Raw genomic sequence first — 24,434 nt, 5'->3', positions numbered from 1 at the left:
GATGACGACCACGACCACCACCTCCCCCGCCGGCCCCGCGATCACCCCCGCCCGGCGCACCGCTCGGCGGCGGCGTTTCGTCGGCAGCAGCATCTGGTACCTCGCGGTCATCGCGGTGAGCATCTCGACGGTGCTGCCGCTGATCTGGACGCTGTCCACCTCGCTCAAGCCGGAGAGCGAGATCCTTTCGAGCCACCTCGAGATCATCCCGCGCACACCGACGCTGGAGAACTACATCGCGCTCTTCGTCGACGGGCCGTTCGCGCAGTACCTCACGAACTCGTTCATCCTCGCCGTCGGCGGCACGCTCACGAACGTCTTCTTCGGCAGCCTCGGGGGATACGCCCTCGCCAAGCTCAAGTTCCGGGGGAGGGTGGCCGTCTTCGGGTCGTTTCTGGCCTCGATGATGATCCCCGCCATCGTCACGATGATCCCGACGTTCCTCGTGCTGCGCTACTTCCCCCTCGCCGGGGGAAACGACCTCTTCGGTCAGGGCGGCAGCGGCTTCATCAACAACTACGGCGCCGTGCTCATCCCGTTCGCGGCGGGGGCGTTCGCGGTCTTCTTCATGAAGCAGGTCTTCGAAGCGCTGCCCGACGAGCTCGGGGACGCTGCGCGCATCGACGGAGCGAGCGAGTTCCGCATCTTCCGCAGTGTCTATTTCCCGCTGTCGACCGCGGGGGCGGCGGTGCTCGGCGTGCTGACCTTCCAGGCCGGATGGAACAGCTTCCTGTGGCCGCTGATCGTGCTCAGGGACCCCGCGATGCTCACCGTGCAGGTCGGGCTGGCCTCCTATGTCAACGAGTACGACACCGACTACGGACCGCTCATGGCCGGAACCATCATCACGAGCCTCCCCGTGCTCATCGTCTTCGTGCTCGCCCAGAAATACATCGTGCAGAACTTCGCCAGCTCCGGCACGAAGTGATCGTGGCGGAGTCGCCGCCCGGCGCTCCGATTCCTCCTACCCACCCAACACCCAACGGAGATCAGCAATGAGAACCACATACCGCTCTGTTCTCGCGGCCGGCGCCGTCGCCGTCCTCGTGGCAGGCCTCGCCGCATGCTCGGGCGGCGACACGGCCGGCACCGGCACCGGCGCCGAGAAGGTCGTCTTCTGGGGCTCCTGGTCGGGCGATCAGGTCGCCCAACTCGAGGCGCAGGCCGACGCCTTCAACGAGTCGCAGGACGACTACGAGGTCACCTATGTCCCGCAGGAACTCGTCGAGGAGCAGCTGCTCACCGGACTGGCGTCGGGTGACGTGCCCGATGTCGTGCTGTGGGACCGGTACAACACACCGATCTACGTTCCCACGAACGCACTCGCCCCGCTCGACGAGTACATCGACGAGGACGGCGTGGACCTCGGACAGTTCTACGACCAGGCGCTCGGCGAGCTGGTCATCGATGACGTCACCTACGGCATCCCGCTTCTCGTGGACAACCGCTCGCTGTTCTACAACGTCACCGCGCTCGCCGAGGCCGGCGTCGAGCCACCGACCAACTGGGACGAGCTGAGGGCGGCCGCCGAGGCGACGACCGTCCGCGACGGCGGGACTCTGACGCGGGCCGGCTTCCAGCTCAACGACCCGGGTCTGTTCAACATGTGGCTCACCCAGGCGGGCGGCCAGATGTACAGCGAGGACGGAGAGACGACGGCGTTCAACAGCCCTCAGGGTCTTGAGGTGCTCGACTTCTGGCAGAGCATGCTCGACGCGGGGGTGTACGAACTCGGCTTCGGTGAAGGAGTCGATGCGTTCGCCGAAGGCAACGTCGCCCTCAAGCTGGACGGGCCATGGGCGCTGTCGGGTCTGGACAAGACAGATACCGAGTACGGCATCGTGCAGCCTCCCGCCGGCCCGACCGGTGACCGAGGCGCCGGAATGGGCGGCTTCGGCCTCGTCATCCCGCAAGGGGCGAAGAACGCCGACGGTGCATGGGAGTTCATCAAGTGGTGGACGACCCAACCGGAGAACGGCGTCTCATTCGGTGAGATCTCGGGCTGGATCCCGGCCAACATCGAAGCGGCGAACGACGCGTACTTCACCGAGAACCCCAAGTACGCCGCCTTCATCGAGACGCTGGAGTACGCCAAGGTGCGCTCCCGCATCCCCGGAGCATCCGATGTCGAGGGCAAGGCGCTCATCCCCGCCCTCGAGAAATTCCTCGCCGGCGAGGTGACCGCCGAGCAGGCGCTCTCCGAAGCCCAGGAACTGGGCGACCAGATCCTCGCCGACAACCGATAGCCGCTGCGGCGCGGCGGGCGGCACGGTGCCGCCCGCCGCGCCATCCGATCCTCTCCAGGAGCCTCCATGACGACCGCCTCGCAGACGACGACGTGGGACGAGCGCGCCACCATCGCGCAGAACAGCCTCGATCACTTCTTCGGCGCCGACCACCCCCAGATGCTTCACAACAGCTACCCCGCCGGTGACGACTCCACCTTCAACTACTGGTGGCTGGCGCATCTCGTCGATGCCCGCATCGACGCGTTCGAACGCACCGGAGACGCCGTGTGGCTCGCCAAAGCGGAGACGGTCTACCGCAACGTGCTCGAGCGCAATGGCGGCTCGCTGTTCAACGATTACTTCGACGACATGCTGTGGTACGGCCTCGCGATCCTCCGGCTGTACGGCGCCTCGGGCGATCGGAGCCACCTCGCCGCTGCGGAGAGCATCTGGACGCACGTCGTGGACCACGGGTGGAACGACACGATGGGGCCCAGCGTGGCGTGGCGCAAGCAGCAGCCGTATTACAAGAACACCCCGGCGAACGGCCCCTTCGTCATCCTCTCCGCACGGCTCTTCCGCCGCGGCCAGGACAGCCGATACCTCGACTACGCCCTCACCGCCTATCGCTGGCTCGGCGCGACGGTCGTGCGCCCGGATGGCTTCGTCGAGGACGGCATCAACCGGGAGGAGAACGGTGAGCTCGACCGGCACTGGCGCTTCACCTACAACCAGGGGCTGTTCGTCGGTGCCGGCGTCGCCCTCTTCGAGGCCACGGGTGAGCGCCGATACCTCGATGACGCGGAGAAGACTGCTCTGGCGGCACTGCGGGAGCTGGCCGAGGAGGGGATCTTCCGGCAGGAAGGAGCCGGCGGCGACGAAGGGCTGTTCAAGGGCGTCTACTACCGCTACGTCGGCACGCTCCTCGAACACCTCGATCCCGCCGGTGAGGCCGCTCGGACGCTGGAGGGGTTCCTCCGCAGCAGCACGGACGCCTTGTGGCGCAACGCCCAGGTCGACTCGTGGCTCCTCCCCGGGGACGACTGGTCGGCGTCCGCGCCGGGCAGGGTGGACTTCTCCACTCACCTCAGCGCCATCATGGCGCTGGAACTGCGGGCACGACGCCAGGCACGGATGCTAAATTAAATATGTTCATTGGGGAGGACGGGGACCCGGAATGGTGGCTCTCTACCAGAAGGTCTTCGACGACCTTCGCGCGGCGATCGAGCGAGGGGACTACCCGGTCGGCCAGCGCCTGCCGTCCGACGCCGAGCTGACCGAGAAGCATGGTGTCAGCGTCATCACGGTGAAAAAGGCGCTCGATCTGCTGCGCAACGACGGGTACATCAGCCGGCGCCCCCGAGTCGGGACGACGGTCATCAGCGACGTCGCCACGGCGGCCCCGGCCTCACACTCCCTCACGCACCCGCTCGTCGGCCTCATCGTGACGAACTTCGACGACACGTTCGGCACGCGCATCCTCGGCGGGCTGCTGGATCGCGCGAACGCGAGCGCCAACCTGCTGGTCAAGCGCAGCCTCGGCGATGCGTCGGCGGAGGACCGACTCATCCGGGCGCTCGTCGATGGCGGGGTCCGCGCGCTCATCCTGCAGCCTAGTTCGTCGGTGTACATTCCGCCGGCCGTGCTGGAACTGGTCACGAAGGACTTTCCCGTCGTCATCCTCGACCGCGGGTTCGACGGGGTGCCGGTGTCGACGGTGTGCTCCGACAACATCGCCGCCGGCCAGCAGGCGACCGAGTATCTCTTCTCCCTCGGCCACGAGCACGTCGGACTCGTCAGCTCCGACAGCACGGTGTCGACACTGCGCGAGCGCCGCGACGGCTACGTGAAGGCGCACGCCATGCACCACATCCCTCACGACGATGCGCTGGTGTTCGACCTGGTCCATTCCACGACCCCGGGCAGCACGATCAGCCCGGCGGAAGACGTGAATCACCTCGAGGCGTATCTGCGGGACCACCCGGAAGTCACCGCCGTGGTGGCGACCGAGTACTACATCGCGGCGATGCTCCGCGTGGCCGCGGACCGCATGCAACGGCGCATCCCCGACGACCTCTCGATCGTCTGCTTCGACCACCCGGATGCGTTCTACGATCCCGGGCGCTACCGCTTCACCCACATCCGCCAAGATCAGGAGGGCATGGGGGATGCGGCGGTGGACCTCACCCTCGCGCTCATCCGCGACCCCCGCGAGGTCCGCAAGGTCACGCTGAGCACCGAGCTGGTGATCGGTGAATCCACCGCTCCTCTGCCCTAGAGCTGGTCGACGACCGCGGAAGCCAAGCCCGTGTACGTCGCGGGGCTGAGCGCGAGGAGACGCTCCTTCGCGGCGTCGCCGATGTCGAGCCCGTGCACGAATTCCGCCAGCTCGGTGGCGCCCACCCGGCGACCGCGCGTGAGCTCCTTCAGGAGCGCGTACGGGTCGGTGATCGAGGAGCGGCCGGCGGCGATCTCGGCGCGCACGACGGTCTGGATGGCCTCGGCCAGCACCTCCCAGTTCGCGTCGAGGTCGGCACGCAGCACGTCGGGCGCGAGGGAGATCTCACGCAGGCCGCGCTCGAGGTTGTCCAGGGCCAGCAGGGAGTGCCCGAACGCGACGCCGATGTTGCGCTGCGTCGTGGAGTCGGTGAGGTCGCGCTGCAGGCGCGAGGTCACGAGGGTCTGGGCGAGCGTGGCGAACAGGCCACCGGAGATCTCCAGGTTGGCCTCGGCGTTCTCGAAGCGGATCGGGTTGATCTTGTGCGGCATCGTGGACGACCCGGTCGCCCCCGCGACGGGGATCTGGGTGAAGTAGCCCATCGAGATGTACGTCCACACATCGGTGGCGAGGTTGTGCAGGATGCCGCCGGCGTGACGGGCGCGGTCGTAGAGCTCGACCTGCCAGTCGTGCGATTCGATCTGCGTGGTCACGGGGTTGAAGCCCAGACCGAGGGATTCCACGAAAGCCCGCGAGATGGCGGGCCAGTCGGCGGTGGGATCGGCGGCGAGGTGCGCCGACCACGTGCCGGTGGCTCCGGAGAACTTCGCGAGGTACTCGGATGCGGCGACCTGGGCGGCCACGCGGCGCAGGCGCCACGCGAACACGCCGATCTCCTTGCCCATCGTCGTCGGGGTCGCCGGCTGCCCGTGCGTGCGCGAGAGCATCGCGACATCGCGGGTGTCGCGGGCCAGCGTGGCCAGCGCATCGGCGACGGCTTCCAGCCGCGGCAGCCACACGCGGGTGACCGCGCGCTGGACGGTGAGGGCATAGGCGGTGGAGTTGACGTCTTCGCTGGTCAGCGCGAAGTGGGTGAGCTCGGCCACCGACTCCAGGCCCAGCGCGGCCAGGCGATCGCGCACGAGGTACTCGACCGCCTTGACGTCGTGACGCGTGACGGCCTCCTTCTCGGCCAGCCAGTCGATCTCGCTCTGGCCGAACTCGAGGTACAGGGCACGCAGCCGCGCCTTGTCGTCGTCGCCGAGGGGTGCGGTGCCGAACAGCGAGCGATCCGTGAGGGCGATCAGCCACTCGACCTCGACCTCGACGCGCGCGCGGTTGAGCCCGGCCTCGGAGAGGTAATCGGTCAGGGGCGACACCGCGGCGCGGTAGCGGCCGTCCAGGGGGCTGAGCGGCTGCGGGGGCAGAGAGGTCACGGGTCTCCCGTCGGGGGCGGTCGAAGCGTCAGACCGCGGAGCGGATCGCGGGCTCGAGCTGGCGGAACAGCGCCCGGCTCGCGCCCTCGATCATACCGAGCACCTCATCGAACATCGCCGGCGACCCGTAGTACGGGTCGGGCACGTCGAGGGACTTCGCCGCCGAATCGAACGACATCAGCAGCGCGATCTTGTCGGCGTCGCCCTCACTGCGGGCCCACCCCCGCAGCACGCGCTCGTGACTGTGGTCCAGCGCCACGACGAGATCGTTGCGGTCGAAGTCGCTCGCGGTGAACTGCCGGGCGCGGTGGCGGGAGCCGTCGTAGCCCCGGCGCATGAGGGCTTCCAGCGTCCGGGAGTCGGCGCGTTCGCCCACATGCCAGTCGCCGGTGGCCGCCGACGACGACGCCACCCGCATGCCCACACCCGACGCATCCGCGAACCAGCGGAACACGACGTCGGCCATCGGTGAGCGGCAGATGTTGCCGCTGCAGACGAAGACGACGCGGAACGGCTGCGTGGCGCTCGCGGTCATCCCCTTATTGTGGCGCCGCCGACCATTCCTGCACAGGCCCAGCCGTCCCGCCGACCGTCCACCGATGCCCGCGCGGCCGCTGCGCGGGCGGTGGTGGCGGGCACCGTGGGGCGATGACCTACCCCGTCCTCAGCCCGGCCTTCGCCCACCTGCACACGATCGACGCCGTCCTGCACACGATGGCCGCCCTCCGGGACGACGTCGACGACCTCGCGGCCGCCGCCACGCATGCTCGTGACGCGGTGCAATGGCAGGCGCCGTCGGCCCGCGCGTTCGCGACCCGGGCGGACGGGCTCGAGCGGATGCTGCGCACCGTCCGGTCCACCCTCGACCAGGCGGCCGACGACCTGCGGCACGCCCGCTACCGGATCGTGGCGTCCGCGGTGGCGCCGTGAGCGACCTGGTCATCCGCTCCGGCGGCGGCATCGAGGTCGACACGGCGTCGCTGCGATCGGCGGGGAGGCGGTTTCGGGCGCTCGCGGGGAAGGCGGATGCGGCGTCGTCGCACGTGCGCGGCGCGCCCGAGCAGCTCCTCACCGTGCCGGGGTCTCCGTCGGTGGGCGAGCTCCTGACGGTGCACACGCTCCTGCGCGACGCCGCGGCCGAGGCCGACGAACTCGCCGCGTCGCTGGAGGAGGCGGCGGACCTGTACGAGGCGGTGGAGCTGCTCGCACAGCGAGCGGTGGCGACGGCGGCCGGGGACGCTGCCGCCGTGGACCGACTCGACGCGAGACTCGAGCGCGTGGTCGCGGACCATCCCGACGTGGCGCGGAGGGCGCAGGAGCTCGTGGCAGCCGGCGGCGACGGCAGCGATCTGTCCCGCCAGGCGTGGTGGGGTTCTCGCGGCCTCGACCCGGTGGTCGGCATGCTCGTTCCCGCCACCCTGGTTGCGCTCGGCTTCGGCGTCGACGCGCTCGGCCTCGGCCCGGTGGCTGCGCGCGACCGGCTGACCGGGGGTGGCGACCCCGTCACCGTCCGGCCGCTGGCCGCGAGCTCCGTCGCACCGCCGGCCACCCTCGCGGCGGCGGCGGCGCGCATCCCCGGTTCGGGGGAGGGGCACGTGCGCGTGGAGCGGTACACGATGCCAGGCGGCTCCCAGCAGTTCGCGGTGTACGTCACCGGCACCCGCTCGGTGGGCGGATCCGATCCGTTCGACGTCCGATCCAATTTGCAGCTGTACGCCGGCGAGAAGTCGGCGTCGTACGAGGCCACTCTGAAAGCCCTGCGCGAGGCCGGCGCACGGCCCGGCGACGTGGTGCACGCGTTCGGGCACTCGCAGGGCGCCATGGTCACCGAGCGCCTGGCGCTGGAGGGTCCGTACGACACCCGCACGCTGGTGTCGTTCGGCGCACCCGTGCAGGCCGACGTGGGCGCCGGCACGCTCGCGGTGACGGTGCGTCACACCGACGACCCGATCGCCGCGCTGCAGGGCGGCGGGCATCCCGGTTCGGTGGGCGCCCCCGGCAGCCTCGTCGTCGAGCGGACGGCGGATCCGATGCCCGGCCTGCACGACGCGACGCTGCCCGCCCACCACATGTCGGCGTACGCCGAGACCGCCGCGCTCGTCGACGGGTCGGACGATCCGCGCGTGCAGCGCCTCACATCCGTCTTCGCGGGCCTGGCCCGTGCGGAGACCGTGGTGGCGCGGGAGTACGCCGCCGAGCGGGTCAGTCCCGGCGGCTCGGGCGGAAGATGAGCCCGAGGATGCCGTTGATGATCGTGATGAGCAGGGCCGCCAGTACGCCCCACCAGAAGCTCTCGACCCGCAGGCCGAAGCTCCACAGCGTCGTGATCCACGCCGTCAGCCACAGCAGGAATCCGTTGATCACGAGGGAGATGAGCCCCAGCGTCAGGATGTACAGCGGAATCGCCAGCACCTTCAGCACCGTGCCGATGATGGCGTTGACGATCGCGAAGATGAGGCCCACCAGCAGCGCCGTCAGGGCCACCTGGAACCAGTCGCCCGGCGCGAACGGGATCAGGTACACCTGCAGCACGGGGATCAGGGACACCAGCCAGATCGCGAAGGCGTTCAGGATGACTCGCAGGAGGAAACTCACGCGCCCACTATGGCAGAGCGCCCTCGGCAGGGACAGGGCGCCCGGTTAGGCTCTACGGGTGATCGACGACGACGCCCCCGTCCTCCCCCGCATCCGGCCCGAGATCGCCTCCCTGCCGGTGTACCGTCAGGGGCGCCAGGCGGCCGCCGACGCGTTCAAGCTCTCGAGCAACGAGAACCCCTTCGAGCCGTTGCCGGGTGTGCTCGACGCCGTACGCGGTGCGGCGGAGCTCAACCGCTACCCCGACGCGATGGCGATGCGGCTGCGCGAACGTCTCGCCGCCCGCTACGGCGTCGCCGTGGAAGCGGTGCACGTGGGCGCGGGGTCGGTGTCCCTCATCGCGCAGCTGATCCTCGCCGCCGCCGGTCCCGGAGACGAGGTGATGTACGCGTGGCGGTCGTTCGAGGCCTACCCGACGCTCGTCGCCGTCAGTGGCGCGACCGCGATCGAGATCCCGCTGACGGACGACTCCCGCCACGACCTTCCGGCGATGGCGGCCGCCGTGACCGAGCGCACCCGCGTCATCCTCGTGTGCAGCCCCAACAACCCGACCGGTCCGGTCGTCACCCACGACGAGTTCGCCGCGTTCCTGGACGCCGTGCCGCGCGACGTCATGGTGATCCTCGACGAGGCGTACGCCGAGTTCGTCACGGCACCCGATGCCGTCGACGGCATGCGGGTCCTGGGCCTGCTCGGCCGGCCCAACGTCGTGGCGCTGCGCACCTTCTCCAAGGCCTTCGGGCTGGCCGCGCTGCGGATCGGCTACGCCATCGGCCATCCCCGCGTGCTGGATGCCGCCCGGGCGACGATGATCCCGCTCTCGGTGACCGCCCAGGCCCAGGCCGCGGCGCTGGCGAGCCTGGACGCCGAGGGCGCCCTGCTCGAGCGCGTCGCCGCGATCGCGGAGCGCCGCGATCGCCTGGCCGCCGGGCTCCGGGAGGCGGGATGGCGCATCCCCGACGCGCAGGGCAACTTCGTGTGGCTACCCGCCGGCGCGCACACCGAGCCGTTCGCGGAGGCCTTCGCCGAGGAGGGGATCATCGTGCGCGCGTTCGCCGGCGACGGCCTGCGGGTGTCGGTCGGCGAGGAGGAGTCTGTCGAGAAGGTCCTACGCGTCGCCGCATCCGTTGTCCGTACCCTCCCAGAACGGCATCCGGGGCGCACGTTAGCGTGGGAACTGTGACAGGGCTCGAAGAGACCGGAACGCACGACGACCAGGAATTGGTGCGCCTGCTGGATGCGGATGGGTCGTTCGCGCCCACGCCGGCCGCCGAGCGGTACCGCGGCATCGCCGAGGCGCTCTCGGACGCCGAGCTGGAGCAGTTCTACCGCGACATGGTCTCCATCCGCGCGTTCGACCGGCAGGCGACCAACCTGCAGCGCCAGGGCCAGCTCGCGCTGTGGCCGCCGAGCTGGGGCCAGGAGGCCGCGCAGGTCGGTTCGGTGCGCGCCGCCCGCGCGCAGGATCACCTCTTCCCCTCCTACCGCGAGCACGTCGTCGCGCGCGTGCGGGGAGTCGACCCGCTGCACATCCTGCGGCTCATGCGCGGTCTCACGCACGGCGGGTGGGATCCCTTCGATCCGGCCAACGGCAACACGCACCTGTACACCCTCGTCCTCGGCGCACAGACCCTGCACGCGACGGGACTGGCGATGGGCCTGGTGTTCGACGGCAAGTGCGGCACCGGTGACCCGGAGCGCGACGAGGCCGTGATCGTCTACTACGGCGACGGCGCCTCCAGCCAGGGCGATGTGCACGAGTCGATGGTCTACGCGGCGAGCTTCAACGCGCCCGAGGTGTTCTTCCTGCAGAACAACCAGTGGGCCATCTCCGTCCCCGTCTCGACCCAGTCGCGCTCGCCGCTGTACCGCCGCAGCGCGGGCTACGGGATCCCCAGCATCCGCATCGACGGCAACGACGTGCTGGCCAGCTACGTCGTGTCCAAGGTCGCGCTGGATGAGGCGCGCGCCGGCGGGGGGCCCCGCGCGGTGGAGGCGATGACGTACCGCATGGGTGCGCACACGACGAGCGATGACCCGACCAAGTACCGCACCTCGGCGGAGGAGCAGTCGTGGGTCGCGCGCGACCCGATCGTGCGGATGCGCGCGTTCCTGGAGTCCCGCGGCGCCTCGCAGGCGTTCTTCGACGACGCGGAGGCCGAGGGCCAGGCGCTGGCCGACGACATCCGCGTGCGCACCACCGACTCCGCCACGACGCTGGACCCCGCACAGATCTTCGCCAACGTGTACTCCGAACCGCATCCGCGCATCGACGAGCAGCGCGAATGGCTCGCCGCGTACGAGGCGTCGTTCGAGGAGGGGGCGTCATGAGCGAGAACATGCCGCTGGGCAAGGCCCTGAACGCGGGCATGCGCCGCGCGCTCGCCGAGAACGACCGCGTGCTGTTGATGGGCGAGGACATCGGGCCGCTCGGCGGGGTCTTCCGCATCACGGAGGGCCTGCAGGCGGAGTTCGGGCCGCAGCGCGTCATCGACACCCCGCTGGCCGAGTCGGGCATCGTGGGCACCGCGATCGGGCTCGCGATGGGCGGGTTCCGTCCGGTGTGCGAGATCCAGTTCGACGGGTTCGTCTTCCCCGCCTTCGACCAGATCACCACGCAGCTGGCCAAGCTCACCTACCGGCACGAGGGCGCCGTGCAGATGCCGGTCGTGATCCGCATCCCCTATGGCGGGCACATCGGCGCGATCGAGCACCACCAGGAGAGCCCCGAGGCGTACTTCACCCACACCGCCGGGCTTCGGGTGGTGAGCCCGTCCACGTCCCACGACGCGTACTGGATGATCCAGGAGGCGATCGCCTCGCCCGATCCGGTCATCTTCCTCGAGCCCAAGAGCAAGTACTGGCAGAAGGGCGACGTCGACACGACGGCGCCGGGCCTGCCGCTGCACGCCAGCCGCATCGTCCGGCGCGGCACGGATGTGACGCTCGTGGGCCACGGCGCGATGGTCACGACGCTGTTGCAGGCCGCCGCGCTCGCGGAGGGCGAGGGCACCAGCTGCGAGGTCATCGACCTGCGTTCGCTGTCGCCGGTGGACTACGGACCGATCCTGGACTCCGTGCGGCGCACGGGGCGGATGGTCTACGCCCAGGAGGCGCCGGGATTCACGAGCCTGGGCAGCGAAGTGGCCGCGACGGTCGCCGAGCGGGCGTTCTACTCGCTCGAGGCGCCCGTGCTGCGCGTGTCGGGGTTCGACACCCCGTTCCCCCCGGCCAAGCTCGAAGCCACCTACCTACCGGATGCCGACCGCATCCTCGAGGCCGTCGACCGCGCCCTCGCTTATTGATCGGTCGCCGGATCGGTCGTCGAAAGGACATGCGATGAGCACTCAGACCTTTCTCCTCCCCGACGTGGGTGAAGGCCTCACCGAGGCGGAGATCGTGTCGTGGCGGGTCGCGCCCGGCGACACCGTGGCCGTCAACGACGTGATCGTGGAGATCGAGACGGCGAAGTCGCTCGTGGAGCTCCCCTCCCCGTTCGCCGGGACGGTCGGCGACCTCCTCGCCGCCGAGGGCGACACCGTCAACGTCGGCGCGCCGATCATCACGATCGCGGATGCCGCGGCCGCTGCGGCTGCGGACACCACCGTCCCCCAGCCCTCCGACCCGGGCGGGGCCGATGCCGGTGGCGCCGTGCTCGTCGGGTACGGCACCGGCGGGCACGTGCAGTCGCGGCGCCGGCGCCCCGCGGAGCGCCCCGTCGCCGCATCCGTCGGGGTCATCGCCAAGCCCCCGATCCGCAAGCTCGCGCGCGACCTCGGCGTCGACCTGTCCGCCGTGAGCCCGAGCGGCTCGGCCGGCGAGGTCACACGCGAGGACGTCGTCCGGCACGCGTCGCAGGCCAGCGTCTTCCGCAACATCGAAACGCCCGAGTGGGGCGCCGTGCGTGAGGAGACGATCCCCGTGCCCGCCGAGGCCGCCCCCGAGCCGGCGGCTGCGGCGCCCGCCGGAGGTGACCGCGAGGAGTCGATCCCCGTCCGCGGCGTGCGCAAGGCGGTGGCCAGCAGCATGGTCCGCACCGCCTACTCCGCGCCGCACGTGTCGGTGTGGACCGACGTCGATGCCTCCCGGACGATGGAGCTGGTCAAGCGGCTGAAGTCCTCGCCCGACTTCGCCGACGTGAAGGTCTCGCCGCTGCTGATCATGGCGCGCGCGGTCATCTGGGCCGTGCGGCGCACGCCCATGGTGAACGCGGCATGGGTCGACGGCGAAGAGGGCGCGCAGATCCGCCTGCACCACTACGTCAATCTGGGGATCGCCGCGGCCACCCCGCGCGGGCTCCTCGTCCCCAACATCAAGGATGCGCAGGACCTCAGCATGCGCGAGCTGGCCCGCGCGCTGGAGAAGCTGACCCTCACCGCCCGCGAGGGCAAGACCACCCCGGCCGACCAGCGGGGCGGCACGATCACCATCACCAACATCGGCGTGTTCGGGATGGATGCGGGCACGCCCATCATCAACGGCGGGGAGGCCGGCATCGTCGCGCTCGGCACGATCCGCCAGAAACCGTGGGTCGTGGACGGCGAGGTGCGTCCGCGCTGGGTCACCACCGTCGCCGGGTCGTTCGATCATCGTGTCATCGACGGCGACGGCATGAGCCGCTTCATCGCCGACGTCGCCTCGATCCTCGAGGAGCCCGCCCTCCTCCTGGACTGACCGCATCCCACGCCCACGGTGTGGTGATAACGATTCTCATTAGCCGGTAGAGTGGCGGCATGACGTCCTCGCGCCTGGCTCCGCTCTCCCTGCTCGCCGTGTCCGCCCTGGCGCTCGCCGGCTGCGCGAGCGGCCCCGACGCCGACGACGGAGCGGTCCGGGTGGTCGCCTCCACCGACGTCTACGGGCAGATCGCCGAGGCGATCGGCGGGGATGCGGTGGAAGTCACCTCGATCGTCACGTCGGGGGCGCAGGATCCGCACTCCTTCGAACCGAGCGCGCAGGACCAGCTCGCGGTGAGCCGCGCCGACCTCATCCTGGAGAACGGCGGCGGCTACGACGGGTTCATCGACGCCCTCATCGAGTCCTCGGGCGTGGATGCGCCGGTCCTGACCGCCGCGGAGTTCTCCCACGACTGGCCCGAGAACGCGGGGCACGAGGCGGAGGCCGCGCACACCGACGACGCCGAAGACGAGCACACCGAGCACGACCACGGCGACCACGCCCACGTCGAGGGGTTCAACGAGCACGTCTGGTACGACCCGCACGCCATGGCGCACTTCGCCGAGGCCATCGCCGACGAGCTCACCGCCCTCGACCCCGACCGGGCGGAGGACTTCGCCGCGAACCTCGAGGAGTTCGAGGCGGGCATCGCCGAGGTCGAGGACGCGCTCGCCGCCGTCGCGACGAGCGACGCGGGCGCCCAGGTGTTCGTGACCGAGCCGGTCGCGCTGTACCTCGTCACCGCCGCAGACCTGCACAACGTCACCCCGCCCGCGTTCACCGAGGCCGTCGAGGAAGGCCAGGACGTGCCGCCGTCGACGCTGCTGGAGGCCCTGCGCCTCCTCGAGGACGGCGACGTGCGCGTCGTGATCGCCAACGCCCAGACCGGCGGGCCGGAGACCGAGGAGGCCATCCGCGCCGCCGAAAGCGCCGGCATCCCGGTGGTGGAGTTCGCGGAGACGCTCCCGGAGGGTCAGACTTACCTTTCGTGGATGGACGAGAACGTCGCGGCGCTGGCCGACGCGCTGAGCCGGTGACGACCGCACCTCCCCTCCAGATCCGCGGGGCAGCGCTGCGTCGCGGAGACCACACGCTGTGGAGCGGGCTGGACCTCGAGGTGCAGCCCGGCGAGCTCATCGCGGTCCTGGGCCCCAGCGGCTCGGGCAAGACGACGCTGCTGCGCGCCATCCTCGGTCTGGAACCGCTCAGCGCCGGCAGCATCCACGCCCTCGGCACCGAGGTCCGCCGGCCCGGCAACCGCCGCATCGGCTACATCCCGCAGCAGCGGCCGCTGCCCGCCGAGACCCCGCTGCGCGGGCGCGACCTCGTCGGCCTCGGCGTCGACGGGCACCGGTTCGGCTTCCCGTTCCCGCGGCGCGGCGACCGCGCGCGGATCGATCGCCTCGTACGGGAGGTGGGCGCCGAGGACTTCGCCGACCGCCCGGTGGGCCTCCTCTCCGGCGGCGAGCAGCAGCGGCTGCGCGTCGGTCAGGCCCTCGCGGATGCTCCGCCGCTGCTGCTGTGCGATGAACCGCTCACGAGCCTCGACCTCGCCAATCAGCAGGCCGTCGTGCGCCTCATCGACCGCCACCGCCGGAACACCGGCGCCGCCGTGATGCTGGTCACCCACGACATCAACCCGGTGCTCGGCAAGGTCGACCGCATCCTCTACCTCGCCGGCGGCCGTTTCATGCTGGGCCGCCCCGACGACGTACTCAACTCCCGCGTCCTCAGCGACCTCTACGGCGCGCCCGTGTACGTGCTCCGCGCCGCCGACCGGCTCGTCGTGGTCGGTGCCCCCGACGCCGAGGACACGCACCACCACCACCACCACCACGACTCCGAGGGCGGGCACTGATGGGCGCGGATGCGTGGGACGCTCTGTTCGGCGGGCTCCCCGATTACGGCGCGATCCTCGCCCTGGTGTCCAACTCCCTCATCGCGGGTGCCGTGCTGGGGCTGGTGGGCGGGCTCATCGGCGTCTTCGTCATGCAGCGCGACATGGCCTTCGCCGTGCACGGGATCAGCGAGCTGTCGTTCGCCGGCGCGGCGGCGGCGCTGCTGCTGGGCTTCGACGTCATCACCGGTTCGATTCTCGGATCCGTGCTGGCCGCCGCGATCATCGGATGGCTCGGTGCCCGCGCGCGCGACCGCAACTCGATCATCGGGGTGCTGATGCCCTTCGGCTTGGGGCTGGGCATCCTCTTCCTGTCGCTCTACGACGGCCGCAGCGCGAACCGGTTCAGCCTGCTGACGGGCCAGATCGTGTCGGTCCAGAGCGGGCAGCTCGGCTGGCTGATCGCGATCGGAGCGGCGGTGCTCGTGGCGCTGCTGCTCATCTGGCGGCCGTTGCGGTTCGACTCCCTCGACCCGCAGTCCGCCGCCGCGCGCGGGGTGCCCACCACCGCGGTCTCGCTCGCGTTCATGCTGCTGCTCGGCCTCGTCGTGGCCGTCGCAGTGCACATCATCGGCGCGCTGCTGGTCATGGCGCTGCTGGTCACCCCCGCCGCCGCGGCCATGCGCGTGGCCTCCGGGCCGGTGTCGGTGCCGGTGCTGGCGGCGGTGTTCGGGTTCGTCTCCGCCGTCGGCGGCATCCTCCTCGCCGTCGCCGGAACCCTGCCGGTGAGCCCCTACATCACCACGATCTCGTTCGTCATCTACCTCGTGTGCCGCGTCATCGGCACCCGGCGCGACCGGGTCGTCCGCGCCCGCGCCTGACGACCGCTACAGGTCAGGCCGCCGGCCCGCGAAGAGCGGCCTGCGTCCGGGCGAGGGCCTCGACGTAGGCGCCGGGGGTGACACCGGCAACCCGGCGGAACTCGTTGGTCAGATGCGCCTGGTCGACGTAACCGAGATCGACGGCGATCCCGGCGATGTCGCCGTCCGCCACGGACAGACACCGCACGACCTCCTGGAGCCGGATGCGGCGCGCGATCTCGCCCGGGCCGCGCCCGACGTGCGTCCGCAGCGCCCGCTGGAGCGTCCGCTCGCTGGTGCCCAGCAGCGCCGCGACGTCGTGGATCCGCTGCACGTGCGGCTGGGCGGTGAGGGCCTCCAGCGCCGCGTTCGCGATCCGCTGAGACGCCCGCAGCGGCCGCTCGGCGAGCCGCGCGCGCACGAGCGCGTCGGCCAGCTCCGCGCGGCGCGCCGGGTCGGGGGCGGACGCGATCCGCTCGAGCAGCGCGTGCGCGCGGGCGTCGAGCGCGGCCGTCAGCTCCTGCTCGGGGCCCAGCGACGCCGGGTCGAGGTCGGACAGGACCGCGAGACCCGCAGGCCGCAGCCGGATCGCGAAGACGTCGCCGCGTCCGGCGAGAGTGCGCGTCCACGCGTGGGAGCGGGCCGAGGTCACGACGAACGGAGCGTCCACGTCGCCGTGCTCGATGCTGAAGGTGACGGAGGGGTGGTCGATGATGCGCTGCGCGATGGACTCGCCGGCGTCGAGATGCCAACGCACCGCCCAGTAGGTGTCCACGATCTCGCGGACGTCGTCGGGCGGGACGATCCACCGCGCATCGAATCGCGCGAGGTTGGCCGGCTGCAGCACGCCGGTGCGCTCGCTCGCGCTGATCGCTCGTGTCCGTCGCGCGCTCATTGGCGCAATTCTGCAATACGCGACGCCCGGCAGGCGACAGGATGAGCGCGTGACCACCAACTACCGGAACACCTTCATCGCCGTCGCGCCGGACTGCCCCGCCCCCGCGGCCGAGGCGCCACCGGCCGGCGCCACGCCCACGGTCGCGTCGCTGCAGTACGACCTTCTCCGCGACCATCCGTACGAACTGACCTCGGACGAGGTCCTCTTCGCGGTGTACGCGATCCGCTCGGGCATCGACGACGCGCGGCGGACCGAGGAGTGGGAGCGGTTCTTCGCGAAGGATCACGCCTGCCTGCGCGCCTCGCCGCTGCCCAAGCGATACGGATGGGGGTTGCACCACGACGGCGAGGGGCGGGTCGCGCTCGTGGGCCTGGGCACCCCCGAGTACGACGAGTTCCAGCGCCGCACCGACCTCACGCAGAAGGCCGCCATGCGCTCCTCCCGGAAGGGATGACCGCGATCCCCCGGCCAGCGACCATTCGATTCGCGCCGAGTCCGCGGCATCCGCTGGCTGCCGCACGGATGCCGCGGCACAATCGCGGATAGCGACAGGAGGCGCCATGACCGCACCCACCCGCCCCTACGAGGTGACCGAACTGGGCGCCCTGGATCAGTGGCGCGCCCACTTCGGCGGCTTCCGGCCGGAGACCTCCCGCGAGGGGCGCCGCGTCGTCGACTTCGATCTGCCGCTGCAGTACATCGGTCTCACCGCCAACGCGCTGGCACCGGGCGAGGAGGCGGGGTACTGGCACACGCATTCCCGCATCGAGGAGGTGTACCTCTTCCTCGACGGCCGCGGGCAGATGGGGCTGGACGAGGACGTCGTCGACGTCGGCCCGGGAACGGTCGTGCGCGTGGGCCAGGGGGTCTGGCGCACGTGGCGCGCCCTGCCCGACGCCGACTCGGAGCTGCGGTGGATCTGCATCCGGGCCGGTGGGTACGAGCTGCCCGAACTGCCCGACGACGCCACGCGCGACGCCGAGCGTCCTGCGCCGTGGTGAGGCGGGCGAGGCGACGCCGCGCCCGCGCCCGGGCTGCGTTCAGGGGGCGCCGGTAGGATTCGGGGCATGGCCCAGCGCAACACGTGGCAGCGCGAACGCGTGCGTGAGGCGCTCACCGACGCCCGCGGCTTCGTGAGCGCCCAGTCGCTGCACGCCACCTTGCGCGAAGAGAACACCGGCATCGGGCTGGCCACGGTGTACCGCACGCTGGCCGGAATGGCCGCGCAGGGCGAGGCCGACTCCCTGCAGAGCCCCGAGGGCGAGAACCTCTTCCGTGCCTGCACGTCGGCGGGCCACCACCATCACCTCATCTGCCGTTCGTGCGGGCTGACGGTGGAGATCGCCGCCACCGACGTGGAGCAGTGGGCGCGCGCCACCGCCGCCCAGCACGGGTTCATCGAAGCCGAGCACGTCGTCGACATCTTCGGCCGGTGCGCGTCGTGCGCGGCCGCGCAGCGAGAGCAGGCGTGACCCAGACCCGACCGGCCCCCGCACGGCAGCGCACGCGCGGTCGCGCGGTGCCCTGGCTCGCCGCCGGCGTCGCCGTCGTGGTGGCGCTGTTCGCGATCGACGCATTCGCGCCGGCGCTGTTCGCCGACGCGCTCCCGAGGCGAGCGCAGGACGGCCTTACCCTCGCCCTCAGCGTCCTGATCGAATCGCTTCCCTTCGTCGTGCTCGGTGTGCTGCTGTCGGTCGTGGTGCAGGTGTGGGTGCCGGCGGGGGCGATCGAACGATGGATGCCGCGGCGGGCGTGGGCGCGGCGTGCCGTTCTGTCGCTGCTGGGGATGCTGCTGCCGGTGTGCGAATGCGGCAACGTCCCCTTCGCCCGCGGCCTCATGATGCGCGGGTTCTCCGTGTCCGACACGCTGACCTTCCTGGTCGCCGCACCGATCGTGAACCCCATCGTGATCCTCACCACCCACGCGGCGTTCGGGTGGAGCGACGGCATCCTGGTGGCGCGCCTGGTCGGCGGCTACCTCGTGGCCAACCTGCTCGGGTGGCTGTACAGCCGCCACCCCGATCCCGACGCGCTCGTGACCGACCGGTTCCGCCAGACGTGCGCCGTCAGCCTGGACGGCCCCGGCGCGAGCGCGACCCGGACGCGGCGGAGCCTCGCCCAGTTCGTCGTCGAGCTGCGCGCGGTCATGCCGGCGCTCGTGATCGGCTCGGGCATCGCCGGGGCGGTGCAGGTGCTCGTCCCGCGCCAGACGCTCCTGGCCATCGGCTCGGACCCCGCCCTGTCGATCGCGACGATGATCGTCCTCGCGATGGTGGTGTCGATCTGCTCGAACGTCGACGCGTTCTTCGCGCTGTCGTTCGCGTCGGCGTTCACGCCGGGGTCCTTGGTCGCCTTCCTCCTTGTCGGCCCCATCGCCGACGTGAAGATGCTCGCGCTGCTGCGCACGACGTTCTCGACCCGCGTGCTCGTGGGGATCACCGCGATCGTCGTGGCGGCCGCCTTCGCCCTCGGAACGGTGGTGAACCTCCTTGTCTGACACCGCGCTGCGCCCGCTCGCGAACCGCTGGCTGGGGGTGGGCCTGGCCGCATCCCTCGCCGTGGTGACGATCGCGCTCGCCGTCACCGACCGCCTCGCGCTCTACATCAACCCCGAGTCGGCCTGGTTCGCCGTCGGGATGGCCGTGCTCGTGCTGATCGGCACCGTGGCGAGCTTCGCGCTGCCGCTGGGCGGCGAAGAGGACCACAGTCACGACCACGGCACCGCGGATGCGGCGGAGCATCCAGCGGAAGCGGCGCACCACCCGCGCCCCCGCCGTGTGGCGACCGTGATGACGGCGACCGGCGGCATCCTGGCGTCGGGCGTCGTCGTGACGATGCTCGTCACGCCCCCCGCGACGCTGTCGGCCGAGCTGGCGATGTCGCGCGACGTGGGAGCGGCGCCGCTGTTCGCGGGCACGGATGTGGTCACCCTCGCCGCCTCCGGCGACACGGCGCAGTTCGGGGTGGGGGAGTGGGCCGGCGTCTTCGCGTCGGCCACCGACCCCGACCGCTTCGACGGCGACCCGGTCACCCTCACCGGATTCGTCACGCCGGGGGACGACGGCGACTTCGCCCTCAGCCGCCTGGTGATCACGCACTGCGTCATCGACGCGCAGTCGGCCAGCCTCCCCGTCACCGCGAGCACACCGCCGCCGGCCACGGGCGAATGGGTGAGCATCACCGGCACGGTGCGCGCCGACTCCGACGGCTCGCTGCGCATCCAGGCCGACGACATCACCCCCATCGACGAGCCGCAGGACCCCTATGAGTACTGACTCCCGGCGCACCCGGGCGCGGCGCCGACGCGGTCGCGGGTTCGCCACGGTCTTCGCCGCCGTCCTCGGAGCCCTCGTGCTCGTGGGCGGAGTGGGCGCTGCCGTGACGGTGGCACAGGGACCGCGGGTGACCGAGGTGCGCGTGGATCCGGAGGCAGCCGTCGCGGCGTCGGGGTCGCGCCTCATCTTCACCACGACGCAGTCGCTGCACGACATCGACCCCGCGCAGGTGGAGGTGGCACCGGCCACGCCGTTCACGGTGGACACCTCCGGGCGCAGCGTCGGCGTGCGATTCGGGCTCCCGCTGCGCGATGACACCGAGTACACCGTGCGCATCCGCGACGTGCGCGGTCTCGGGGCGGGGCCCGCCGCCACGATCGAGGAGACGTTCCGCACGCCGGCATCCGAGGTCTTCCTCCTCCAGCGCGGCTCCGGCGACGATGCCATCTACCGCACGGGGCTGGCGGGGGAGGGCAGCACCGAGGTGTTCTCGCACCCCCACATCGAGGACTACCGTGCCACCGCGTCGCACCTCATCGTCTCCGTCCTGGAGGAGGAGCACTCGGCGCTGCTGGCGGTGGATGCCGCCACCGGCGACGTGCGCACGCTGCCCCTCCCCGGCGAAGGGTTCGTCTCCCACCTCCAGTCCGCGGATCGCGGCGAGCGGATCGGGTACACGTTCTCCGACGCCGCCCTCGGCGAGGACGGGGGCCTGGAGAGCGTGCTGTTCACCGCATCCCTGGCCGAAGGCGCCGCCGACACCCCGCCGACCCGGGTCGCCCTCCCCGGTGCCGACCCCAGCGTGGCGGAGTGGCGGTTCGTACCCGACACCGACAGCATCCTCGCGCTCACCTTCGACGGCGCCCTCGTGCTGGCCGGCGCCGACGGCGCGGATGCCGCGCCCCTGGGCACCGCCCTCGGCATCGAAGGCATCGCCCGCGGATCGAGCCAGGCCGTCATCGAGCGCAACGAGGGCAGAGTCGTGGTCGATCTCACCGACGGGACGGAGGGGGCGCTGCCGGAGCCGGCGGACGACCTCGGCGTGCCCGGCTCGGTGATCCCCGTGCCCGGTGACGACGCGGGCACGATCCGCAACTACGCCCGCATCGGGGAGGGCGCGACGTTGCTGTCCAGCTCGGTCGTGCACGTCGCCGCCGACGGGACGGTGCAGACCCTCCTGGACCTCGACCCCGCCGACGCCCTCGTGCAGACGTGTGTGTCACCCAACGGGCGGTACGCGGCGCTCCTGCTCTCACCCGACGCCGCCGCCAACCCGTACGACCGGTATCGTCTCCCGCTCCCGCAGCGACTGGAGACGCGCGTGATCGCGATCGACACTGCAGTCGAGGTCGCCGCGTTCGGCGGATTCGGGCTGTCGTGGTGCCAGGTGCCGCCGGCATGAGTGCGCACCGCCCCGCCACGCGCGCCGACCTCGGCGGGCTCCCCCTCGAGGTGGCGCCGCGGCTCCTGGGCGCGCTGCTGCGCACCGAGGTGGATGGCGAGGAGGTCGTGGTGCGGGTGAGCGAAGTGGAGGCCTACCACGGCCGCGGTACCGGCGAGGTGCCCGATCCCGGGTCGCACGCGCGGATGGGGCCCACGACGCGCAACGCCACGATGTGGGGGGAGCCGGGCCACCTGTACGTCTACCTCAGCCACGGCATCCACTCGTGCGTCAACGTCGTCAGCGGCCCGGAAGGGGTCGCCGGGGGAATCCTGCTGCGCGGCGGAGAGATCGTCGAGGGCGAGGATGCGGCGACCCGCCGGCGCCTCGAGCGGCGCGGCGTGGTGCGCTCCCCGCTCGACCTGGCCCGCGGACCCGGGCGTCTCGGCGATGCCGTGGGCCTGCGCCATCCGCAGCACGACGGCATCGACGCCGTCACCGGCGCCGTGCAGGCCGGGGCCACCGCGCGTCTGGAGCTGCGCGTGGATCCGGTGCCCGACATCGCGACCGGCCCCCGGGTCGGGGTGGCCGGCGTCGCGGGCACGGCCGCCTTCCCGTGGCGCTTCTGGATCCCCGGAGACCCGACCGTGTCACCCTTCCGGTGGGGCCGCGGCGCTCAGGAGGCTGCGGGCGAGGTCGCGCGGCCGCCCGTGCTAGACTGACTGTTTGTCTGCGCGCACTCCAGCACGCAGTTCGTACCCCTCCTCCTGCCGCAGCCCGGATCCCCGGTGCCTGAGCGTGTCGAAGGGTGCAGACAAGGGATCTTGGGTGAAGCCGTCCGGCTTCACGGTACAGAAGGAGACATCACCATGGCAGCAGTGTGCCAGGTGACTGGAGCGGTTCCCGGCTTCGGTCACAACATCTCGCACTCGCACCGCCGGACGAAGCGCCGCTTCGACCCGAACGTGCAGAAGAAGACCTATTTCGTGCCCTCGCTGGGTCGGAAGATCACGATCAACGTGTCCGCTAAGGGCATGAAGGTGATCGACGCGCGCGGCATCGAATCCGTCGTCAAGGACATGATCGCGAAGGGTGTGAAGCTCTGATGGCCAAGAAGGCTCAGGACGTCCGTCCGATCATCAAGCTGCGTTCGACCGCCGGCACGGGATACACCTACGTGACGCGCAAGAACCGCCGCAACAACCCCGACCGCATCGTGCTGAAGAAGTACGACCCGGTGATCCGCAAGCACGTCGAATTCCGAGAGGAGCGCTGATCTCATGGCCAAGAAGAGCAAGATCGCGCGCAACGAGCAGCGCAAGGTGATCGTCGCGCGTTATGCCGCGAAGCGCGCCGAGCTGAAGAAGCAGCTCGTCGACCCCACCGCCACCGACGAGCAGCGCGAGGCCGCCCGCATCGGCCTGCAGAAGCTGCCGCGCAACGCCTCGCCGGTGCGCGTGCGCAACCGCGACGCCATCGACGGTCGTCCCCGCGGAAACCTCGCCAAGTTCGGCATCTCGCGTGTGCGTTTCCGCGACATGGCGCACCGCGGCGAGCTGCCCGGTGTGACCAAGTCGTCCTGGTGACGCTTCTCACGCCTCAGCACCGCTGACGCGTCAAGGGCGGGGGTTCTTCGGAACCCCCGCCCTTAAGCTTTTCCTCCACCGCTCCCGCACGGAGGTCCCATGCCGCTCGACCCGTTCTTCGCCGAGCGTCTCCGCGTGCATCGCCGGTACCTCCTCGGCCAGGCGTGGCACAAGCTGCGCGCGCGCCTGCCGGGCGCCGCATCCGGTGCCTCCCGTCGTTCAGAACTCAGGAGATCCGGTCCCGGTGACGCCGCTGGAGCCCCGCGCGTCGGCGTGTCTCCTGAATTCCGGACGACGGATGCTGCCGCCGCTCCGGATGCGCCGCCCGCCCCGAAGCGGGGGGCCGCCGCCCCGCTCACCCCGCGCCAGCGTCACCGGCGCGCAGCACTCGCGTGGGACCGTCAGGAGCAGCGTGCCGTGGGCCTGCCCGGCCCGGCCCTGCGGACGGTCGAGCACGAGGTGCCCGTCGACGGGCACCCCTCCGTCCGCATCCGCGTGTACCTGCCGGACGAGCGCGTCGAGCCCTCGCCGGCGTGCCTCGTCTTCGGTGGCGGGGCGTTCCGCATCGGCGGGATCGACTACCCCACAGCCGACGCGGCATGCCGCCGCCGCGCCGCCGCGTCGGGCGTCACGATCATCGCCGTCGACTATGCGCTCGCGCCGGAGCACCGGCATCCGACCCAGATCGAGCAGGCGTACGCCGCGTGGGAGTGGGTGCACGCGCACGCGGGGGAACTGGGGGTGGATCCGCAGCGGATCGGGGTGTCGGGAACCTCCGCCGGCGGGAACATCGCCGCCGTCCTCGCCCTCATGAACCGCGATCGGGCGCGGCTGCCGATGCGGCTGCAGATCCTGGAGGTGCCCGTCACCGACCTCACCGTGCGATGGATCGACCTGCGTGCCACGTGGGCTCTCGGCATCCCCGCGGTCCTGGCGCTGCGCGAACTGCGCTCGGTCGCCCGCACGTACCTGCGCGACCCCCGTCGCGCACGCGCGTCCTACGTCTCGCCCCTGCGTGCCGCCTCCCTCGCCGACCTCCCGCCTGCCGTCATCCTCACCGCGGAGTACGATCCGCTCCGCCGGCAGGGTGCCGCCTACGCGGCGGCGCTTCGTCGCGCCGGGGTCGCCGCCAGCGCCGTGCGGTACCTGGGGGTGACCCACGACACCCCCGTTTTCGTCGGCGCGCTGGCGTCGGCCAGGCGCTGGGAGGACGATGTCGTGACCGCCCTGCGATCGCTGTGACGACGCCTTCCGCGTCCGTTCAGGCCGTCGCAGACGCCACATGTGCCCCATCCGACCCGCGACACGCCTGCAGTTCGGGCCGAAAGGACCCGAGATCCGCGGAATTCCGCGGGTCTGTTGATACATTCGAGGCGGTCGATCCGACCACCGGGGGCATCCGCCCCCGTCCGATGTAACGAAGGCGGCCGCTCGGCCGCCCGG

At 71.2% G+C, this 24,434-nt stretch carries 28 protein-coding genes; 24 read left to right on the top strand and 4 right to left on the bottom strand.

Annotated elements, in window-relative coordinates; all coding sequences use genetic code 11:
• Position 1 precedes the first annotated feature (1 nt).
• The 4 genes from E4K62_RS18325 (at position 2) to E4K62_RS18310 (ending at position 4,506) form a co-directional block, all read left to right on the top strand.
• Entirely contained in the window at positions 2-928 is a 927-nt protein-coding gene (locus E4K62_RS18325) for a carbohydrate ABC transporter permease (RefSeq protein WP_135070501.1), read from the top strand.
• 67 nt (positions 929-995) lie between these two features.
• Positions 996-2,246, top strand: coding sequence for an ABC transporter substrate-binding protein (locus tag E4K62_RS18320; RefSeq protein WP_135070498.1), 1,251 nt, complete (start codon positions 996-998; stop codon positions 2,244-2,246).
• Between the two features lie 66 nt (positions 2,247-2,312).
• The gene (locus E4K62_RS18315) at positions 2,313-3,374 is read left to right on the top strand and encodes a glycoside hydrolase family 76 protein (protein WP_135070495.1); all 1,062 of its coding nucleotides are present in this window, start codon (positions 2,313-2,315) and stop codon (positions 3,372-3,374) included.
• Between the two features lie 31 nt (positions 3,375-3,405).
• Complete coding sequence (locus E4K62_RS18310) at positions 3,406-4,506, top strand: GntR family transcriptional regulator (RefSeq protein WP_135070492.1); 1,101 nt, start codon at positions 3,406-3,408, stop codon at positions 4,504-4,506.
• Here E4K62_RS18310 and purB read toward each other — a convergent pair.
• Positions 4,503-5,882 carry an adenylosuccinate lyase gene (purB, locus tag E4K62_RS18305; protein WP_135070489.1) on the bottom strand — a complete coding sequence of 460 codons (1,380 nt, stop codon included), beginning with the start codon at positions 5,880-5,882 and terminating at the stop codon, positions 4,503-4,505. The two genes, E4K62_RS18310 and purB, sit on opposite strands and share 4 nt — an antisense overlap.
• Before the next feature lie 28 nt (positions 5,883-5,910).
• The gene (locus tag E4K62_RS18300; RefSeq protein ID WP_135070486.1) at positions 5,911-6,417 is read right to left on the bottom strand and encodes a low molecular weight protein-tyrosine-phosphatase; all 507 of its coding nucleotides are present in this window, start codon (positions 6,415-6,417) and stop codon (positions 5,911-5,913) included.
• Between the two features lie 113 nt (positions 6,418-6,530).
• Between E4K62_RS18300 and E4K62_RS18295 the strand changes: the two genes are divergently transcribed.
• A complete protein-coding gene (locus E4K62_RS18295) occupies positions 6,531-6,812 on the top strand; it encodes a hypothetical protein (RefSeq protein ID WP_135070483.1) in 282 nt (93 codons plus the stop codon).
• Positions 6,809-8,113 (top strand): hypothetical protein, encoded by a 1,305-nt coding sequence (locus E4K62_RS18290; protein WP_135070480.1) that lies wholly within the window; start codon positions 6,809-6,811, stop codon positions 8,111-8,113. The genes E4K62_RS18295 and E4K62_RS18290 overlap by 4 nt, the downstream gene beginning before the upstream one ends.
• On the opposite strand, the gene E4K62_RS18285 is transcribed toward E4K62_RS18290, so the two are convergent.
• Positions 8,085-8,477 (bottom strand): phage holin family protein, encoded by a 393-nt coding sequence (locus tag E4K62_RS18285; RefSeq protein ID WP_135070477.1) that lies wholly within the window; start codon positions 8,475-8,477, stop codon positions 8,085-8,087. The two genes, E4K62_RS18290 and E4K62_RS18285, sit on opposite strands and share 29 nt — an antisense overlap.
• A 58-nt stretch (positions 8,478-8,535) precedes the next feature.
• Between E4K62_RS18285 and E4K62_RS18280 the strand changes: the two genes are divergently transcribed.
• Genes E4K62_RS18280 through E4K62_RS18250 form a run of 7 tightly spaced genes read left to right on the top strand, consistent with a single transcriptional unit; the run spans position 8,536 to position 15,872 of the window.
• Positions 8,536-9,660 carry a histidinol-phosphate transaminase gene (locus E4K62_RS18280; protein ID WP_240742756.1) on the top strand — a complete coding sequence of 375 codons (1,125 nt, stop codon included), beginning with the start codon at positions 8,536-8,538 and terminating at the stop codon, positions 9,658-9,660.
• Positions 9,657-10,808 (top strand): thiamine pyrophosphate-dependent dehydrogenase E1 component subunit alpha, encoded by a 1,152-nt coding sequence (locus E4K62_RS18275; protein ID WP_240742755.1) that lies wholly within the window; start codon positions 9,657-9,659, stop codon positions 10,806-10,808. Before E4K62_RS18280 ends, E4K62_RS18275 begins: the two co-directional genes overlap by 4 nt.
• On the top strand, positions 10,805-11,782 hold the full coding sequence (locus tag E4K62_RS18270; protein ID WP_135070474.1) for an alpha-ketoacid dehydrogenase subunit beta: 978 nt from the start codon (positions 10,805-10,807) through the stop codon (positions 11,780-11,782). The genes E4K62_RS18275 and E4K62_RS18270 overlap by 4 nt, the downstream gene beginning before the upstream one ends.
• A 34-nt stretch (positions 11,783-11,816) precedes the next feature.
• The gene (locus tag E4K62_RS18265; RefSeq protein WP_135070471.1) at positions 11,817-13,151 is read left to right on the top strand and encodes a dihydrolipoamide acetyltransferase family protein; all 1,335 of its coding nucleotides are present in this window, start codon (positions 11,817-11,819) and stop codon (positions 13,149-13,151) included.
• A 59-nt stretch (positions 13,152-13,210) separates the two neighbouring features.
• Positions 13,211-14,191 (top strand): metal ABC transporter solute-binding protein, Zn/Mn family, encoded by a 981-nt coding sequence (locus E4K62_RS18260; protein ID WP_135070468.1) that lies wholly within the window; start codon positions 13,211-13,213, stop codon positions 14,189-14,191.
• Entirely contained in the window at positions 14,188-15,012 is an 825-nt protein-coding gene (locus tag E4K62_RS18255; protein WP_135070465.1) for a metal ABC transporter ATP-binding protein, read from the top strand. The genes E4K62_RS18260 and E4K62_RS18255 overlap by 4 nt, the downstream gene beginning before the upstream one ends.
• Positions 15,012-15,872 carry a metal ABC transporter permease gene (locus tag E4K62_RS18250; RefSeq protein ID WP_135070462.1) on the top strand — a complete coding sequence of 287 codons (861 nt, stop codon included), beginning with the start codon at positions 15,012-15,014 and terminating at the stop codon, positions 15,870-15,872. Before E4K62_RS18255 ends, E4K62_RS18250 begins: the two co-directional genes overlap by 1 nt.
• Before the next feature lie 13 nt (positions 15,873-15,885).
• Here E4K62_RS18250 and E4K62_RS18245 read toward each other — a convergent pair whose 3' ends face one another.
• A complete protein-coding gene (locus E4K62_RS18245; RefSeq protein ID WP_135070459.1) occupies positions 15,886-16,746 on the bottom strand; it encodes a helix-turn-helix transcriptional regulator in 861 nt (286 codons plus the stop codon).
• A gap of 49 nt (positions 16,747-16,795) precedes the next feature.
• Here E4K62_RS18245 and E4K62_RS18240 point away from each other — a divergent pair, with 49 nt between their 5' ends.
• The 11 genes from E4K62_RS18240 (at position 16,796) to E4K62_RS18190 (ending at position 24,233) form a co-directional block, all read left to right on the top strand.
• Positions 16,796-17,203, top strand: coding sequence for a DUF6157 family protein (locus E4K62_RS18240; protein WP_135070456.1), 408 nt, complete (start codon positions 16,796-16,798; stop codon positions 17,201-17,203).
• Between the two features lie 106 nt (positions 17,204-17,309).
• A complete protein-coding gene (locus E4K62_RS18235) occupies positions 17,310-17,750 on the top strand; it encodes a cupin domain-containing protein (RefSeq protein ID WP_135070451.1) in 441 nt (146 codons plus the stop codon).
• 66 nt (positions 17,751-17,816) lie between these two features.
• Complete coding sequence (locus E4K62_RS18230; RefSeq protein ID WP_135070448.1) at positions 17,817-18,221, top strand: Fur family transcriptional regulator; 405 nt, start codon at positions 17,817-17,819, stop codon at positions 18,219-18,221.
• Complete coding sequence (locus tag E4K62_RS18225; RefSeq protein WP_135070445.1) at positions 18,218-19,246, top strand: permease; 1,029 nt, start codon at positions 18,218-18,220, stop codon at positions 19,244-19,246. The genes E4K62_RS18230 and E4K62_RS18225 overlap by 4 nt, the downstream gene beginning before the upstream one ends.
• Positions 19,239-20,024 (top strand): TIGR03943 family putative permease subunit, encoded by a 786-nt coding sequence (locus E4K62_RS18220; protein WP_240742754.1) that lies wholly within the window; start codon positions 19,239-19,241, stop codon positions 20,022-20,024. Before E4K62_RS18225 ends, E4K62_RS18220 begins: the two co-directional genes overlap by 8 nt.
• The gene (locus tag E4K62_RS18215; protein WP_135070442.1) at positions 20,014-21,426 is read left to right on the top strand and encodes a hypothetical protein; all 1,413 of its coding nucleotides are present in this window, start codon (positions 20,014-20,016) and stop codon (positions 21,424-21,426) included. Before E4K62_RS18220 ends, E4K62_RS18215 begins: the two co-directional genes overlap by 11 nt.
• Positions 21,423-22,127 (top strand): DNA-3-methyladenine glycosylase, encoded by a 705-nt coding sequence (locus E4K62_RS18210; RefSeq protein WP_135070439.1) that lies wholly within the window; start codon positions 21,423-21,425, stop codon positions 22,125-22,127. The genes E4K62_RS18215 and E4K62_RS18210 overlap by 4 nt, the downstream gene beginning before the upstream one ends.
• Positions 22,128-22,274: 147 nt before the next feature.
• A complete protein-coding gene (gene rpmB / locus E4K62_RS18205; RefSeq protein ID WP_135071608.1) occupies positions 22,275-22,511 on the top strand; it encodes a 50S ribosomal protein L28 in 237 nt (78 codons plus the stop codon).
• Positions 22,511-22,681: a 50S ribosomal protein L33 gene (rpmG, locus tag E4K62_RS18200; protein ID WP_005051772.1), complete on the top strand. Its 171-nt coding sequence runs from the start codon at positions 22,511-22,513 to the stop codon at positions 22,679-22,681. Before rpmB ends, rpmG begins: the two co-directional genes overlap by 1 nt.
• Before the next feature lie 4 nt (positions 22,682-22,685).
• Positions 22,686-22,991, top strand: a complete 306-nt coding sequence (rpsN, locus tag E4K62_RS18195) for a 30S ribosomal protein S14 (RefSeq protein WP_135070436.1) — start codon at positions 22,686-22,688, stop codon at positions 22,989-22,991.
• A gap of 99 nt (positions 22,992-23,090) precedes the next feature.
• The gene (locus tag E4K62_RS18190) at positions 23,091-24,233 is read left to right on the top strand and encodes an alpha/beta hydrolase (protein ID WP_135070432.1); all 1,143 of its coding nucleotides are present in this window, start codon (positions 23,091-23,093) and stop codon (positions 24,231-24,233) included.
• The last annotated feature ends 201 nt before the right edge of the window (positions 24,234-24,434 follow it).

Origin of the sequence: Microbacterium wangchenii (assembly GCF_004564355.1) — a bacterium.
Taxonomy (GTDB): Bacteria; Actinomycetota; Actinomycetes; order Actinomycetales; family Microbacteriaceae; genus Microbacterium; species Microbacterium wangchenii.
Note: the sequence above shows the minus strand (reverse complement) of the source record. Positions and strands in the feature narration are given on the sequence as shown.